16 protein-coding genes and 1 riboswitch are annotated in these 16,263 nt (G+C 49.1%); of the genes, 11 read left to right on the top strand and 5 right to left on the bottom strand.

The annotated features are described in order from the left end of the window. The first annotated feature begins 3 nt into the window (after window positions 1-3). Both ACJHX3_RS12510 and ACJHX3_RS12505 read left to right on the top strand, forming a co-directional pair. Window positions 4-2,484 carry a fimbrial biogenesis outer membrane usher protein gene (locus ACJHX3_RS12510; protein WP_024043921.1) on the top strand — a complete coding sequence of 827 codons (2,481 nt, stop codon included), beginning with the start codon at window positions 4-6 and terminating at the stop codon, window positions 2,482-2,484. A gap of 15 nt (window positions 2,485-2,499) precedes the next feature. Continuing rightward, a complete protein-coding gene (locus tag ACJHX3_RS12505) occupies window positions 2,500-3,534 on the top strand; it encodes a putative fimbrial-like adhesin protein (protein WP_094308673.1) in 1,035 nt (344 codons plus the stop codon). An 81-nt stretch (window positions 3,535-3,615) separates the two neighbouring features. On the opposite strand, the gene rcnB is transcribed toward ACJHX3_RS12505, so the two are convergent. Next, window positions 3,616-3,954, bottom strand: coding sequence for a Ni(II)/Co(II) efflux transporter accessory subunit RcnB (rcnB, locus tag ACJHX3_RS12500; protein WP_000153067.1), 339 nt, complete (start codon window positions 3,952-3,954; stop codon window positions 3,616-3,618). A gap of 218 nt (window positions 3,955-4,172) precedes the next feature. Continuing rightward, window positions 4,173-4,997 carry a nickel/cobalt efflux protein RcnA gene (gene rcnA / locus ACJHX3_RS12495; RefSeq protein ID WP_000134572.1) on the bottom strand — a complete coding sequence of 275 codons (825 nt, stop codon included), beginning with the start codon at window positions 4,995-4,997 and terminating at the stop codon, window positions 4,173-4,175. 120 nt (window positions 4,998-5,117) lie between these two features. On the opposite strand from rcnA, the gene rcnR reads away from it, so the two are divergent. From rcnR to ACJHX3_RS12470, 5 genes are all read left to right on the top strand, one after another. Continuing rightward, window positions 5,118-5,390 carry a Ni(II)/Co(II)-binding transcriptional repressor RcnR gene (rcnR, locus tag ACJHX3_RS12490; RefSeq protein WP_000019944.1) on the top strand — a complete coding sequence of 91 codons (273 nt, stop codon included), beginning with the start codon at window positions 5,118-5,120 and terminating at the stop codon, window positions 5,388-5,390. 91 nt (window positions 5,391-5,481) lie between these two features. Then, a riboswitch (TPP riboswitch) is annotated at window positions 5,482-5,578 on the top strand. Window positions 5,579-5,612: 34 nt separating this feature from the next. Next, window positions 5,613-6,401, top strand: coding sequence for a hydroxyethylthiazole kinase (gene thiM, locus ACJHX3_RS12485; protein ID WP_024216632.1), 789 nt, complete (start codon window positions 5,613-5,615; stop codon window positions 6,399-6,401). Beyond that, window positions 6,398-7,198 (top strand): bifunctional hydroxymethylpyrimidine kinase/phosphomethylpyrimidine kinase, encoded by an 801-nt coding sequence (gene thiD / locus ACJHX3_RS12480; protein ID WP_000822277.1) that lies wholly within the window; start codon window positions 6,398-6,400, stop codon window positions 7,196-7,198. Before thiM ends, thiD begins: the two co-directional genes overlap by 4 nt. Before the next feature lie 64 nt (window positions 7,199-7,262). Beyond that, complete coding sequence (locus ACJHX3_RS12475; RefSeq protein ID WP_001604655.1) at window positions 7,263-8,081, top strand: glycoside hydrolase family 25 protein; 819 nt, start codon at window positions 7,263-7,265, stop codon at window positions 8,079-8,081. 51 nt (window positions 8,082-8,132) lie between these two features. Then, window positions 8,133-8,879 (top strand): GntR family transcriptional regulator, encoded by a 747-nt coding sequence (locus ACJHX3_RS12470; protein WP_000434052.1) that lies wholly within the window; start codon window positions 8,133-8,135, stop codon window positions 8,877-8,879. On the opposite strand, the gene ACJHX3_RS12465 is transcribed toward ACJHX3_RS12470, so the two are convergent. The 3 genes from ACJHX3_RS12465 to ACJHX3_RS12455 are packed head-to-tail and all read right to left on the bottom strand — an operon-like array spanning window position 8,853 to window position 12,093. Next, the gene (locus ACJHX3_RS12465) at window positions 8,853-9,818 is read right to left on the bottom strand and encodes a carbohydrate kinase family protein (RefSeq protein WP_094322002.1); all 966 of its coding nucleotides are present in this window, start codon (window positions 9,816-9,818) and stop codon (window positions 8,853-8,855) included. The two genes, ACJHX3_RS12470 and ACJHX3_RS12465, sit on opposite strands and share 27 nt — an antisense overlap. Continuing rightward, entirely contained in the window at window positions 9,815-10,819 is a 1,005-nt protein-coding gene (locus ACJHX3_RS12460) for an ADP-ribosylglycohydrolase family protein (protein WP_000846210.1), read from the bottom strand. Before ACJHX3_RS12460 ends, ACJHX3_RS12465 begins: the two co-directional genes overlap by 4 nt. After that, window positions 10,816-12,093, bottom strand: a complete 1,278-nt coding sequence (locus tag ACJHX3_RS12455) for a nucleoside permease (RefSeq protein ID WP_000858471.1) — start codon at window positions 12,091-12,093, stop codon at window positions 10,816-10,818. Before ACJHX3_RS12455 ends, ACJHX3_RS12460 begins: the two co-directional genes overlap by 4 nt. Window positions 12,094-12,349: 256 nt before the next feature. Between ACJHX3_RS12455 and fbaB the strand changes: the two genes are divergently transcribed. From fbaB to gatA, 4 genes are all read left to right on the top strand, one after another. Beyond that, window positions 12,350-13,402 (top strand): class I fructose-bisphosphate aldolase, encoded by a 1,053-nt coding sequence (gene fbaB, locus ACJHX3_RS12450; RefSeq protein ID WP_000129551.1) that lies wholly within the window; start codon window positions 12,350-12,352, stop codon window positions 13,400-13,402. A gap of 230 nt (window positions 13,403-13,632) precedes the next feature. Further along, window positions 13,633-14,487, top strand: coding sequence for a tagatose-bisphosphate aldolase subunit GatY (gene gatY, locus ACJHX3_RS12445; RefSeq protein WP_001308759.1), 855 nt, complete (start codon window positions 13,633-13,635; stop codon window positions 14,485-14,487). A 28-nt stretch (window positions 14,488-14,515) separates the two neighbouring features. Then, on the top strand, window positions 14,516-15,778 hold the full coding sequence (gatZ, locus tag ACJHX3_RS12440) for a tagatose-bisphosphate aldolase subunit GatZ (RefSeq protein WP_094308676.1): 1,263 nt from the start codon (window positions 14,516-14,518) through the stop codon (window positions 15,776-15,778). A gap of 9 nt (window positions 15,779-15,787) precedes the next feature. Beyond that, the gene (gatA, locus tag ACJHX3_RS12435) at window positions 15,788-16,240 is read left to right on the top strand and encodes a PTS galactitol transporter subunit IIA (protein ID WP_094308677.1); all 453 of its coding nucleotides are present in this window, start codon (window positions 15,788-15,790) and stop codon (window positions 16,238-16,240) included. The last annotated feature ends 23 nt before the right edge of the window (window positions 16,241-16,263 follow it).

Raw genomic sequence — 16,263 nt, 5'->3', positions numbered from 1 at the left:
CCTATGTTGAGAATGACCCCACTTGCATCAGCAATCGTAGCGTTATTGCTCGGCATTGAAGCTTATGCAGCTGAAGAAACCTTTGATACCCATTTTATGATAGGTGGAATGAAAGACCAGCAGGTTGCAAATATTCGTCTTGATGATAATCAACCCTTGCCGGGGCAGTATGACATCGATATTTATGTCAATAAGCAATGGCGCGGGAAATATGAGATTATTGTTAAAGACAACCCGCAAGAAACATGTATATCAAGGGAAATTATCAAGCGGTTAGGCATTAATACCGATAACTTTGCCAGCGGTAAGCAATGTTTAACATTTGAGCAACTTGTTCAGGGTGGGAGCTATACCTGGGATATCGGAGTTTTTCGTCTCGATTTCAGTGTCCCGCAGGCGTGGGTGGAAGAACTGGAAAGTGGCTATGTTCCACCGGAAAACTGGGAGCGGGGTATTAATGCGTTTTATACCTCTTATTATGTGAGTCAGTATTACAGCGACTATAAAGCGTCGGGTAATAGCAAGAGTACATATGTACGTTTTAACAGCGGGTTAAACTTACTGGGGTGGCAACTGCATTCTGATGCCAGTTTCAGTAAAACAAATAGCAATCCAGGGGTGTGGAAAAGCAATACCCTGTATCTGGAACGTGGATTTGCCCAACTTCTCGGCACGCTTCGCGTGGGTGATATGTACACATCAAGCGATATTTTTGATTCTGTTCGCTTCAGCGGTGTGCGGTTGTTTCGTGATATGCAGATGTTGCCTAACTCGAAACAAAATTTTACTCCACGGGTGCAGGGGATTGCTCAGAGTAACGCGCTGGTAACTATTGAACAGAACGGTTTTGTGGTTTATCAGAAAGAGGTTCCTCCTGGCCCGTTTGCGATTACAGATTTGCAGTTGGCCGGTGGTGGAGCAGATCTTGATGTCAGCGTGAAAGAGGCGGACGGTTCGGTAACCACCTATCTGGTGCCTTATGCAGCAGTGCCGAATATGCTGCAACCCGGCGTGTCGAAATATGATTTTGCGGCGGGTCGTAGCCATATTGAAGGGGCAAGCAAACAAAGTGATTTTGTCCAGGCGGGTTATCAGTATGGTTTTAATAATTTATTGACGCTGTATGGTGGCTCGATGGTCGCGAATAATTATTACGCGTTCACTTTGGGGACTGGCTGGAATACACGCATTGGTGCCATTTCCGTCGATGCCACGAAGTCGCATAGTAAACAAGACAACGGCGATGTATTTGACGGGCAAAGTTATCAAATTGCCTACAACAAATTTGTGAGCCAAACGTCGACGCGTTTTGGTCTGGCAGCCTGGCGTTATTCGTCGCGTGATTACCGGACATTTAACGATCACGTTTGGGCAAACAATAAAGATAATTATCGCCGTGATGAAAACGATATCTATGACATTGCCGATTATTACCAGAACGATTTTGGCCGTAAAAATAGCTTTTCTGCCAATATGAGCCAGTCATTGCCAGAAGGCTGGGGTTCTGTGTCCTTAAGTACGTTATGGCGAGATTACTGGGGGCGTAGCGGCAGCAGTAAGGATTATCAGTTGAGTTATTCCAACAACCTGCGACGGATAAGCTATACCCTCGCGGCAAGCCAGGCTTATGACGAGAATTATCATGAAGAGAAACGTTTTAATATTTTTATATCGATTCCCTTTGATTGGGGTGATGACGTTACGACGCCTCGTCGGCAAATATATATGTCTAACTCAACGACGTTTGATGATCAGGGTTTTGCCTCAAATAATACGGGATTATCGGGAACCGTTGGAAACCGGGATCAATTTAACTATGGGGTCAACCTGAGTCATCAGCATCAGGGAAATGAAACGACAGCTGGAGCGAATTTAACCTGGAACGCGCCGGTGGCAACGGTGAATGGCAGTTATAGTCAGTCGAGTACTTATCGACAGGCTGGAGCCAGTGTTTCAGGGGGCATTGTCGCCTGGTCGGGTGGCGTTAATCTGGCGAACCGTCTTTCCGAAACGTTTGCTGTGATGAATGCGCCAGGAATTAAAGATGCTTATGTCAATGGGCAAAAATATCGCACAACAAACCGTAATGGAGTGGTGGTATACGATGGAATGACACCTTATCGGGAAAATCACCTGATGCTGGATGTGTCGCAAAGCGATAGCGAAGCAGAATTACGTGGCAACCGGAAAATTGCCGCCCCTTTTCGCGGCGCGGTTGTACTGGTTAATTTTGATACCGATCAGCGCAAGCCCTGGTTTATAAAAGCGTTAAGAACGGATGGGCAACCATTAACGTTTGGTTATGAAGTCAATGATATCCATGGTCATAATATTGGCGTTGTCGGCCAGGGAAGCCAGTTATTTATTCGCACCAATGAAGTACCGCCATCGGTTAATGTAGCAATTGATAAGCAACAAGGACTTTCATGCACAATCACCTTCGGTAAAGAGATTGATGAAAGTAGAAATTATATTTGCCAGTAATAGTCAGGTGGTTCTATGAAAATTCGCATAATGCTATTTATATTAATGATGATGGTTATGCCTGTGAGCTATGCGGCATGTTATAGTGAGTTATCTGTTCAGCACAATTTGGTTGTTCAGGGGGATTTTGCACTTAGTCAAACACAAATAGCGACATATGAGCATAATTTTAATGATTCGTCATGCGTGAGTACAAATACTATCACCCCTATGAGCCCATCGGATATTATTGTTGGACTTTATAACGATACCATTAAATTAAATTTACATTTTGAATGGACCAATAAAAACAACATCACGTTGTCAAATAATCAGACCAGTTTCACCAGTGGTTATTCGGTAACGGTGACACCTGCGGCCAGTAATGCAAAAGTGAATGTTTCTGCGGGGGGCGGCGGTTCAGTGATGATTAATGGTGTTGCGACATTATCCAGTGCTTCATCATCGACACGCAGGAGTGCTGCAATACAATTTTTACTGTGTTTATTCGGTGGCAAGTCATGGGATGCATGTGTAAATAGCTACAGAAATGCATTGGCACAAAATGCAGGTGTCTATTCCTTTAATCTGACATTGTCATACAACCCGATAACCACAACCTGCAAACCGGACGATTTATTAATTACTTTAGAGAGTATTCCCGTTTCACAATTACCAGCCACAGGTAACAAAGCAACAATAAATAGTAACAAAGGGGATATTGTTCTGCGTTGTAAAAACTTATTAGGTCAACAAAATCAAACATCACGGAAAGTGCAGGTGTATTTATCAAGTTCTGACTTGTTAAACAACAGCAACACGATACTTAAAGGTGCAAAAGATAATGGCGTAGGATTTGTTCTTGAAAGTAATGGTTCGTCAGTCACACTTTTAAATATCACTGACAGCAGTAAAGGATACACAAATTTAAAAGAAATTGCGGCGAAGTCAAAACTTACAGATACAACGGTTTCAATTCCGATAACAGCCAGTTACTACGTCTACGATACAAACAAAGTAAAATCTGGCGCACTACAGGCAACCGCATTAATCAACGTGAAATACGACTAATAACAAGCAAGACGAGCAAGTGGCTAATAATAAAAAATAACAAGGTGTCTGCATTTCCCCCTCATGATGAGGGGGCTTTTTTTAGCGATGATAAAAAATCTCACCGTCGTAGGCTTTAATGATTTTACCGTCGGTGTCGCTGATCAACACGTACGCGCCACCCATATAGGTCCAGTGCGTCCCGGCATCAGGCGCGGGCAGGTTACGTAACTGCCACTGCTTAATGTTGTACTCATCGGTGCGGTACATCTCTGGGACGGTATCGCCTGGTTTGAAATGCTTAAAGTCAGCAATGAAACTGCTTAACTCATACTTAGAAATTCCCGAGGTATTGGTCGAACCCGCGGTGGCTGGTGCGGCCCAGGCGGCACTGGTAACCAGCAAAAGCGCACCCAGCAACATCTTATTTTTAATGGTCATAAACTCTCCACTTTGGGGATCTGTAATATCAGTCGCATATCTTTCCTGCCATACAATATAACTGACAAGCGATATTTTGTTAGTGATCCCATGATTTCGTAAAAAGTGTAAATGAAAGGATGCCCTAAAAGCATCCTTAGCGAGCAGAGAGTCAGCGGAAATAGCTGATTTAAGAATCATCCTGGGCTGAAGATAACATGCAAGCCTAAAGGATTGAGTTATCGCATTATGCCCATGAAGCCATGTACGCCCATATACACACCAACTAAGCCAATCAACAGACTGGAAAAATAGGGAGCGCGTTTAGCGAGAGTGTTAAATCCGCTCCAGCGTTTTGCGACCTGCTGAACGCTGATTGCTGCGCCAACGCCTACGGTGACCAGCGTTAACGCCAGGCCAATGCTGAAACTGACGACCAGTGTTGCGCCCAGTGTCAGGGCTTTCAACTGAATGCAAATCAACAGCACGGTAATTGCTGCCGGGCAGGGGATAAGACCACCTGTTAAGCCAAATAGCAAAATTTGCCAGTTGGTGACCTCTCTACCATCAAAGCGTCGTTTAATGTCATTGGCATGGGCTCGTGCATGGGCATCCTGATACTCGCCATGTTCGTGATGGTGATGATGTCCATGGTCGTGGTGATCTTCGTGATCGTGGTGATGATGCTCATGATCATGCTCGTGCATATTCTCCAGCCAGTTGCGTTCGCCGCGCCAGGTACGCCAGAACATCCAGAACGCGGTGCCAATAATGATCACTGCGGAAATCAACTGGAGCCACGGTTCTGCTGATTGAGCAGTAAAGCGTTTGCTGATCACCATCCCGCCAAAGGCAATCAACCAGACCACTGCGGTATGCGAAATGGTTGCTGCCAGTCCGAGCATCACCGCCTGTTTAATGGTGCCTTTGATGGCGATGATAAACGCCGCCATCATCGTTTTTGAATGCCCTGGTTCCAGGCCATGAAGCGCACCAAGTAAGATGGCGCTGGGGATGAAGAACCAGGCGTTTCCTTGCTGAAGAAGAGTTGTAAATTCGGTCATGATAATAATTCTTAGTATTAATTCGGCAATCTGATTCTACTCCCCCCCAGTACCTGATACTACCCCCCAGTAGATTAATAGTGCTATGATTTTTCATATTCTTGTTAACCAGGTGTTGCCATGTCTCATACAATCCGTGATAAACAGAAACTGAAAGCGCGTGCCAGTAAGATTCAGGGCCAGGTCGTGGCGCTCAAGAAAATGCTCGACGAGCCGCACGAATGCGCTGCAGTTTTACAACAGATTGCTGCTATCCGTGGCGCGGTAAACGGTCTGATGCGGGAAGTGATTAAAGGTCATCTGACGGAACACATCGTTCACCAGGGGGATGAGCTAAAACGTGAAGAAGATCTGGATGTCGTTCTGAAGGTGCTGGATTCTTATATCAAATAATTTATTAACGCGATTGTAAAACTGCGGTTTTTACTCGTTTACAACGCGTGCGCTGGACATTACCATCCTCCTCTGCGATTTATCATCGCAACCAAACGACTCGGGGTGCCCTTCTGCGTGAAGGCTGAGAAATACCCGTATCACCTGATCTGGATAATGCCAGCGTAGGGAAGTCACGGACCACCAGGTCATTGCTTCTTCACGTTATGGCAGGAGCAAACTATGCAAGTCGACCTGCTGAGTTCCGCGCAATCTGCGCACGCGTTACACCTTTTTCACCAACATTCCCCTCTTGTGCACTGCATGACCAACGATGTGGTGCAAACCTTTACTGCCAATACCTTGCTGGCGCTCGGTGCATCGCCAGCGATGGTTATCGAAACCGAAGAGGCCAGTCAGTTTGCGGCTATCGCCAGTGCGTTGCTGATTAACGTTGGCACGCTGACGCAGCCACGCGCACAGGCGATGCGTGCCGCCGTTGAACAGGCAAAACGCTCTCAAACACCCTGGACGCTTGATCCAGTAGCGGTTGGTGCACTCGACTATCGCCGCCGTTTTTGTCTGGAACTTCTGTCTCATAAGCCAACCGCCATACGTGGTAATGCTTCGGAAATCATGGCATTAGCTGGCATTGCTAATGGCGGACGGGGAGTGGATACCACTGACGCCGCAGCTAATGCGATACCCGCTGCACAAACACTGGCACGGGAAACTGGCGCAATCGTCGTGGTCACAGGCGAGGTGGATTATGTTACCGATGGTCGTCGCACCGTTGTCATTCACGGTGGCGATCCGCTAATGACCAAAGTGGTAGGAACTGGCTGTGCATTATCGGCGGTTGTCGCTGCCTGTTGTACGCTACCAGGCGATACGCTGGAAAATATCGCATCTGCCTGTCACTGGATGAAACAAGCCGGAGAACGCGCAGTCGCCAGTAGCGAGGGGCCAGGCAGTTTTGTTCCACATTTCCTTGATGCGCTCTGGCAATTGACGCAGGAGGTGCAGGCATGAAACGAATTAACGCTCTGACGATTGCCGGTACTGATCCGAGTGGTGGTGCGGGGATTCAGGCCGATCTTAAAACCTTCTCGGCACTTGGCGCTTATGGTTGCTCAGTGATTACTGCACTGGTGGCGCAAAATACCCGTGGCGTACAGTCGGTGTATCGCATTGAGCCTGATTTTGTCGCCGCCCAGCTCGATTCGGTGTTCAGCGATGTGCGAATCGACACCACTAAAATCGGTATGTTGGCGGAAACCGATATTGTTGAAGCGGTGGCAGAACGGTTGCAACGTTATCAGATCCAAAACGTGGTACTCGACACCGTTATGCTGGCAAAAAGCGGCGACCCACTGCTTTCACCTTCGGCAGTTGCCACGCTACGCAGTCGATTATTGCCACAGGTTTCATTAATAACGCCAAACTTGCCCGAAGCAGCCGCCTTGCTCGACGCGCCACACGCGCGCACCGAACAGGAAATGCTGGAACAAGGGCGATCGCTGTTGGCGATGGGCTGTGGAGCAGTGCTAATGAAAGGTGGTCATCTGGATGATGAGCAAAGCCCGGACTGGCTGTTTACCCGCGAGGGTGAACAACGGTTTACCGCACCGCGCATTATGACCCAAAACACCCACGGCACTGGTTGTACACTCTCTGCGGCGTTGGCTGCACTACGCCCGCGCCATACAAACTGGGCTGACACCGTACAGGAGGCAAAAAGCTGGCTTTCATCGGCGTTAGCCCAGGCCGACACGCTGGAAGTTGGTCACGGTATTGGTCCGGTTCACCACTTCCACGCGTGGTGGTGAGCACCTTACTATAGCTGCTTTGGTTATTGTCAGTCTTTGGCGCTGACATTCAGGGATGAAACCAATGCAGCTTAGAATCACCAGTCGAAAAAAATTCACCGCTTTATTATGCGCTCTTGGGCTAATTTCCATCGTTGCAATTTATCCGCGTCAGACGGTGAATTTTTTCTATTCGACAGCAATTCAGATTAAAGACTACATCCACTTCTACGGTTATCGCCCGGTTAAATCTTTCGCTATTCGCATTCCTGCCAGTTACACCATTCACGGAATAGATGTTTCGCGCTGGCAGGAACGGATCGACTGGCAGCGGGTGGCAAAAATGCGCGATAACGGTATTCGCTTACAATTTGCCTTTATTAAGGCGACGGAAGGCGAAAAGCTGGTGGACCCCTATTTTGCGCGTAACTGGCAACTAAGCCGCGAAAATGGCCTGCTGCGCGGGGCGTATCATTATTTCTCCCCGTCGGTATCCGCTTCAGTTCAGGCGCGATTATTTCTGCAAACGGTGGATTTCTCACAAGGCGATTTACCTGCCGTGCTGGACGTAGAAGAACGGGGAAAATTATCGGCAAAAGAATTACGCAAGCGGGTAAGTCAGTGGCTAAAAATGGTCGAAAAACGCACGGAAAAAAAGCCGATTATTTACTCAGGAGCCGTTTTTTATCACACGAATCTGGCGGGCTATTTTAATGAATATCCGTGGTGGGTGGCTCACTATTATCAACGTCGTCCGGACAATGACGGCATGGCATGGCGCTTCTGGCAGCATTCCGACCGTGGACAGGTAGATGGCATTAATGGTTCGGTGGATTTTAATGTGTTTAATGGCTCGGTGGAGGAGTTGCAGGTATTCGTTGATGGGATTAAAGAAACGCCTTAAATAAGAAGCAGTGATATACTCCCACCAGACTCCCTGGCAGGAAAAAGACAAATGGAACAAGCGCATACCCAGCTGATTTCCCAACTGAACGAACGTATTTTAGCGGCGGATAACACGCCGCTTTATATTAAGTTTGCCGAAACGGTAAAAAATGCCGTGCGCAGCGGGGTGCTGGAGCATGGCAATATTTTGCCCGGTGAGCGTGATTTAAGTCAGTTAACCGGCGTTTCGCGCATTACGGTGCGCAAGGCGATGCAGGCGCTGGAAGAAGAGGGCGTGGTGACGCGTTCGCGTGGTTACGGTACGCAGATCAACAACATCTTCGAATACTCGTTGAAAGAAGCGCGAGGTTTTTCTCAGCAGGTGGTATTGCGCGGGAAAAAGCCCGATACACTATGGGTTAACAAGCGTGTCGTGAAATGTCCCGAAGAAGTCGCGCAGCAGCTAGCGGTCGAAGCAGGAAGTAATGTCTTTTTGCTTAAGCGTATTCGCTATGTCGATGAAGAAGCGGTATCAATTGAGGAATCGTGGGTTCCTGCGCATTTAATTCATGATGTTGATGCCATCGGAATTTCTCTTTATGACTACTTCCGCAGCCAGCACATTTACCCACAACGTACGCGTTCCCGCGTTAGCGCCCGGATGCCGGATGCCGAGTTTCAGTCACATATTCAGTTAGATAGCAAAATACCGGTGCTGGTGATCAAGCAAGTGGCGCTTGACCAACAGCAACGGCCTATTGAGTACAGCATCAGCCACTGTCGCAGCGATCTATACGTTTTTGTGTGCGAGGAGTAGTTCCTCGCGCGTTGGCGCACAATCACCGCCCCGATGCCCGACAACCCACGACGCTACTGCATTGCCCAGTAATACGGCATCCGCCAGTGGCAGACCAGAGGCTAGCCCGGCAAGTACGCCACCTGCATGACTGTCGCCCGCCCCAATGGTGTCTACAACTTGCGTTCGAAATGCCGGAATGCAGCCAGAAGCGTCGTTGCTGAAATACCATGCGCCCTCTTTATCGAGACGAATGATCAACGGCGCGGCAAATTTCTCCTGCCATTGCTTGCCAAGTGTTGTTATCTCTGCGGATAAAGCAAAACGTTCGGCGGCAATCTCAGCCTCTTGACGATTGAGTGATACTAAAGGTCGACAGGCCATGATCCGCGCCAGTAATGCGTCCGGGATATCGCCGATACGTGGGCCAAAATCGATAAACGGCGTCACGTCTTGCAGCTCTTCCAGCCATTCCACTAACAATTCGCCGCAGGGCGAGCCCAGTTGATAACCGGAAAAATAGAGCAGGCTGCCAGGCGCAACGGTTAATCGTGCCAACCATTGGCGATTCCATTGATTTTCCACGCCGCTGAATGACATAAAAGTGCGTTCGCCATCCGGCTCAACCAGCGCCAGACACCAGCCGTTATCACCTTCGGCGTTATCGATCAGGCTGATTAAGCCCTCTTTTGCCATCCGGTTGCGAATAATCTCCGCCCAACCCCCCTGACCGAGCGGCAAGGCATTACCCGCTTCGATGCCGAGACGCTTTAATGCCACGGCAATATTCAGTGCACAGCCGCCAACGTTAACGCTCTGCTGTTTCAGTTCGATATCGCACCCACGCCAGGGGAGGGCATAAGCGTCGGCGATCACGTCAATGACCGCCGCGCCGACGACCATCACCGACTGACGCGTGGTTAATTCAGGCAGCAGCGTGTGTAATCGAGCGCCGCTCATACCGCCTCCCGTTGTTGACGATATTTCGCCAGCGCTGTGGCATAGCGGTTGAAATCAAGCTGATTTACCGCATCCAGCTCCACCTTTAACGCAGGATCGATAGCGTTAATGCCATGCAACGCGCCGCAGATTGCCGTCGCCATAGCACCGATGGTGTCTGTATCGCCGCCAAGGTTAGCGCACAGGACGGCGCAACGGTTCGGGTCGGTTTGTGCCAGTTCAACCAGCGCAATGGCGCACGGAACGGACTCAATAGTGCTGGTACCTGCGCCAACGACCTGGTAAAGCTGTTCGCTGGCGGATTCAGTGCCGTCGGCATTGCGCACAATTTTCAGCGCAATCTCCAGCCGCGCCGCCAGTGAGGCGCTGAACGTGGTCGTGCGTTTTTGCTGTGCATGTTGCGCAATTGAAGGCAGTGAATCAACAATCGCTGACCAGCTTTCTCCGTCAATGGCACGAGAAATCGCCCATGCGATGACTACCGCACCTGCAACTGCCAGATCGGATTTATGGGTCGGGCTCGACGCCAGCGCCACATCATCAATAAAGGAATCAACATCACGCGCCGGAAGCAAACAACCTAATGGCGAGACGCGCATCGCTGCGCCGTTGGTCACGCCGTTGTTTTCCAGTTCAGCAACGGGTTTACCGTCGCGAATGGCGTTGAGAGCAATCTTCGAGGTCGGACCTAGTACGTTTTTGTTAAAGGCATCGAAACGCAGCGCCCAGTCGAGAATATTACGCCCAATCAGATCCGGATCGATCTTGCCTTCACGTTCCAGTAACGCATCCGCCAGACACAGCGCCATCGAGGTATCGTCGGTGAATTCGGCGCGGTTAAAATAACAGGCTGCGTTATTCTCCTTTGGTCCAGGCAGAAAACGATCAATCCAGCCAAAGTGTGCTTTAACGCGGCTGCGTGGCCAAAGCTCGGAGGGCATCCCCATCGCATCCCCTAACGCCTGCCCATAAAGAGCACCGAGAATACGTTCTGTTTTCATTTAACTTCCCCTTGTGTCAACGCAATATCGCGATCATCGACCTTGATAGCCGTAATTTCGTTGTCGGATTCGCGGAAAAAAATCATGAACAGCACGGCGATAATGGCAATCATCACCGCGCCAAAAGTCCACATCCCGGACCAGTTGAAAGTCAGTCCGTTTACCGGTTCCTGATAAGCGAACATCTTTTCCATCATCACACCGCCAAGACGATAGCCGAGCAAACTGCCGAAGCCCTGGCAGCAGAGCGTGATCAGCCCCTGCGCAGCGGTACGCATATGCACGGGGGCTTTTTTATCGACATAGATGTAAGCGGTAACGTAGTAAAAATCGTAACTTACTCCATGCAGCAAAATGCCGAGGAACAGTAACGCGTAGGTGAAATATTCATCCGCACTACCGTAAATAAAGAAGCCATAGCGGATCGCAGCGGTGACCAGACCAAGCAACAATACCTTTTTGATACCAAAGCGTTTAGTGAAAAACGGCAATGCCAGCATAAAGAAGATTTCAGAGAACTGGCCGAGCGTCATCCAGCCGGTGGCGTTTTTCATGCCGACTTCTGTCAGATAACCGTTGGCAAAGATGTAATAGAACGCCAGTGGCATCGCAAACAGGAATGAACAGAAGAAAAAGACGAGGAAGTTTTTATCGCGCAGCAGGATCAGCGCATCCAGGCCGAGCATGACTTTAATGTCCATTTTGCCGGTGCTTTTTGGCGGCGTGTCGGGCAGGAAAAACGCAAACACACCGAGCAGAGCAGAACTTCCGGCGGTAATCAGCAGCGGGATGTTAGTCGGAGAGATATCGGCATAACCCAGCATTTGCGGCAAAAATCCACATGCCAGACCGGAGGCAATCCAGCCGATAGTGCCCATCACACGAATGCGTGGGAAATCACGCTCCACATCCGGCACGTTGGCAAAAGCGATACTGTTAGTCAGCGCAATGGTCGGCATATAGGTTAGCGAGTAGGCCAGCAGTAACGGGAAGAACCCGGCAAAAGTGGTCTGTTGCGCAGCGAAATACATCAGCGCCGCACCAGCGAACATCAATACCGCCAGCACTTTCTGCGCCGAGAAAAAGCGGTCAGTGATGGAGCCAACCAGAATTGGCGACAGGATCGCCGCAATGGCGGTACAGGCATACGACCAGCCAATTTCTCCGGCACTAAAACCGCTTTTACTTAACCACAACCACAATGGCACAAACCACGCGCCCCAGATAAACCATTCAACAAACATCATGAACGACAGCTTTGCTGTTGTTTTCATCTTTTAATTCCTTCATGACAGGTAATGTAAGGTACGCGATGACAATACCATTTAATAATACCTTTTAAATACCTTTGCGGTGAAAACTTGACCGCGGTAACATTTTTTCTGATGAATCGAGCCAACAGAAAACGCTGAAAAAACATCCAAAAGATGGAAAAACTCGCCTGTAACGACCAGGATTATGATTGCCCGCAAAAGGCGGGCCAGGACAATCCATAGCCGATATCCAATCGGAATTTACGGGAGCATAGTAATGACAGATATTGCGCAGTTGCTTGGCAAAGACGCCGACAACCTTTTACAGCACCGTTGTATGACTATTCCTTCTGACCAGCTTTATCTCCCCGGACATGACTACGTAGACCGCGTGATGATTGACAATAATCGCCCGCCAGCGGTGTTACGTAATATGCAGACGTTGTACAACACCGGGCGTCTGGCTGGCACAGGATATCTTTCTATTCTGCCGGTTGACCAGGGCGTTGAGCACTCTGCCGGAGCTTCATTTGCTGCTAACCCGCTCTACTTTGACCCGAAAAACATTGTTGAACTGGCGATCGAAGCGGGCTGTAACTGTGTGGCGTCAACTTACGGCGTGCTGGCATCGGTATCGCGGCGTTACGCGCATCGCATTCCATTCCTCGTCAAACTTAATCACAACGAGACGCTAAGTTACCCGAATACCTACGATCAAACGCTGTATGCCAGCGTGGAGCAGGCGTTCAACATGGGCGCGGTGGCGGTTGGGGCGACTATCTATTTTGGCTCGGAAGAGTCACGTCGCCAGATTGAAGAAATTTCTGCGGCTTTTGAACGTGCGCACGAGCTGGGCATGGTGACAGTGCTGTGGGCCTATTTGCGTAACTCCGCCTTTAAGAAAGATGGCGTTGATTACCATGTTTCCGCCGACCTGACCGGTCAGGCAAACCATCTGGCGGCGACCATAGGTGCAGATATCGTTAAACAAAAAATGGCGGAAAATAACGGCGGCTATAAAGCGATTAATTACGGTTATACCGACGATCGTGTTTATAGCAAATTGACCAGCGAAAACCCGATTGATCTGGTGCGTTATCAGTTAGCTAACTGCTATATGGGCCGGGCAGGGTTGATAAACTCCGGCGGTGCTGCAGGCGGTGAAACTGACCTCAGCGATGCAGTGCGTACTGCGGTCATCAACAAACGCGCTGGCGGAATGGGGCTGATTCTTGGACGTAAGGCGTTCAAGAAATCGATGGCTGACGGCGTGAAACTGATTAACGCCGTGCAGGACGTTTATCTCGATAGCAAAATTACTATCGCCTGATACGCCTTATACGAACAGCACTACCACGTATGACGGAAAAGGCGTTTACGTCGCATCCGGCATAAAAACACGCGCACTTTGCTACGGCTTCCCTATCGGGAGGCCGTTTTTTTTGCCTTTCACTCCTCGAATAATTTTCATATTGTCGTTTTTGTGATCGTTATCTCGACATTTAAAGACAAATCATTTCATTATATTTTGAAATCGAAAGCAAACGACAGGATATGAAAATGTACGTGGTATCGACAAAGCAGATGCTGAACAACGCGCAGCGCGGCGGTTATGCGGTTCCGGCATTCAATATTCACAATCTCGAAACGATGCAAGTGGTGGTAGAAACCGCTGCCAACCTGCATGCGCCGGTCATCATCGCCGGAACGCCTGGCACATTTACTCATGCTGGTACAGAAAATCTGTTGGCGCTGGTCAGCGCGATGGCGAAGCAATATCACCATCCACTGGCAATTCATCTCGACCATCACACGAAATTTGACGATATCGCTCAGAAGGTTCGTTCTGGCGTGCGCTCAGTCATGATTGACGCCTCGCATTTGCCTTTTGCGCAAAATATTTCACGGGTCAAAGAGGTGGTGGATTTTTGCCATCGCTTTGATGTCAGCGTCGAAGCGGAGCTGGGGCAACTTGGCGGCCAGGAAGATGATGTGCAAGTCAATGAAGCCGATGCTTTTTATACCAACCCCGCTCAGGCGCGTGAATTTGCCGAGGCAACCGGAATTGATTCCCTGGCGGTCGCCATCGGCACGGCTCATGGTATGTATGCCAGCGCACCGGTGCTTGATTTTTCTCGACTGGAGAACATTCGCCAGTGGGTGAACTTACCGCTGGTGCTGCATGGCGCGTCAGGATTATCGACTAAGGATATTCAGCAAACCATCAAACTGGGGATATGCAAAATCAACGTTGCAACGGAGCTGAAAAATGCCTTCTCGCAGGCGTTAAAAAATTACCTGACCGAGCACCCCGAAGCGACCGATCCCCGGGATTATTTGCAGTCGGCTAAATCCGCAATGCGCGATGTGGTGAGCAAAGTGATTGCCGATTGTGGCTGCGAGGGCAGGGCATAACGCACCTGCCATTTAACAAGGAAAAAATATGAAAACGTTAATTGCCCGGCATAAAGCTGGTGAACATATCGGCATATGTTCAGTCTGTTCTGCCCATCCGTTGGTTATCGAAGCGGCGCTGGCATTTGATCGCAACAGCACGCGCAAAGTGCTGATTGAAGCAACGTCAAACCAGGTCAATCAATTTGGCGGTTATACCGGCATGACACCGGCGGACTTTCGCGAATTTGTTTTTGCGATTGCCGATAAAGTGGGATTTGCGCGCGAGCGCATTATTCTCGGCGGCGACCATCTGGGGCCAAACTGCTGGCAGCAAGAAAATGCGAATGCGGCGATGGAAAAATCCGTCGAGCTGGTAAAGGCATATGTTCGTGCTGGCTTCAGTAAAATTCATCTTGATGCGTCAATGTCCTGCGCGGGGGATCCCATACCGTTAGCACCAGAAACGGTTGCGGAACGAGCTGCTGTGCTTTGCTTTGCTGCGGAAAGTGTGGCGACAGATTGCCAGCGTGAGCAACTGAGCTATGTCATTGGCACCGAAGTTCCGGTTCCGGGCGGTGAGGCCAGCGCCATTCAGTCAGTACACATCACCCATGTTGAAGATGCCGCCAATACTTTACGTACGCATCAAAAGGCCTTTATTGCCCGTGGGCTGACAGAGGCGTTAACACGCGTGATTGCCATCGTGGTGCAGCCGGGCGTGGAATTTGATCACAGCAATATTATCCATTATCAGCCGCAGGAAGCGCAGGCGCTGGCGCAATGGATAGAAAACACCCGAATGGTTTATGAAGCACATTCTACCGATTACCAGACTCAGACGGCCTATCGGGAATTAGTTCGCGATCATTTTGCAATTTTGAAAGTCGGTCCCGCATTAACCTTTGCTTTACGTGAGGCGATATTTGCGCTGGCGCAAATTGAGCAGGAACTTATCGCCCCCGAAAATCGCAGCGGTTGCCTGGCGGTAATTGAAGAAGTGATGCTCGACGAACCGCAATACTGGAAGAAATATTATCGCCCGGGTTTTAACGATTCATTACTGGATATTCGTTACAGCCTGTCGGATCGTATTCGTTATTACTGGCCGCATAGTCGGATTAAAAATAGCGTCGAAACGATGATGGTGAATCTGGAAGGCATGGAAATCCCTCTGGGCATGATTAGTCAGTATCTTCCTAAACAATTTGAACGCATTCAGTCCGGGGAATTATCAGCAATACCGCATCAGTTGATTATGGATAAAATTTATGATGTTTTGCGCGCCTATCGCTACGGCTGTGCGGAATAAGGACGGTATATGACTAACCTGTTTGTTCGTAGCGGAATTTCTTTTGTCGATCGTAGCGAAGTTTTAACCCATATCGGTAATGAGATGCTCGCGAAAGGTGTGGTTCATGATACCTGGCCACAGGCATTAATTGCCAGAGAAGCAGAATTCCCTACCGGGATAATGCTTGAGCAGCACGCCATTGCAATACCGCATTGTGAGGCGATTCATGCTAAGTCGTCAGCCATTTATCTGTTAAGGCCAACAAATAAAGTTCATTTTCAGCAAGCGGATGATGATAACGACGTGGCGGTATCGTTGGTTATTGCGTTAATTGTGGAAAATCCGCAGCAGCAATTGAAACTTTTACGCTGTTTATTTGGCAAGTTACAACAGCCCGAGATCGTCGAGACACTAATCACTCTTCATGAAACCCAGTTAAAGGAATACTTCACAAAGTATGTTTTAGATTCAGACGAATAAATCCCTCTGTAACAATAAAAAGG

Source organism: Escherichia sp. WS1265 (assembly GCF_046487585.1).
Classification (GTDB): Bacteria; Pseudomonadota; Gammaproteobacteria; order Enterobacterales; family Enterobacteriaceae; genus Escherichia; species Escherichia coli.
Note: the sequence above shows the minus strand (reverse complement) of the source record. Positions and strands in the feature narration are given on the sequence as shown.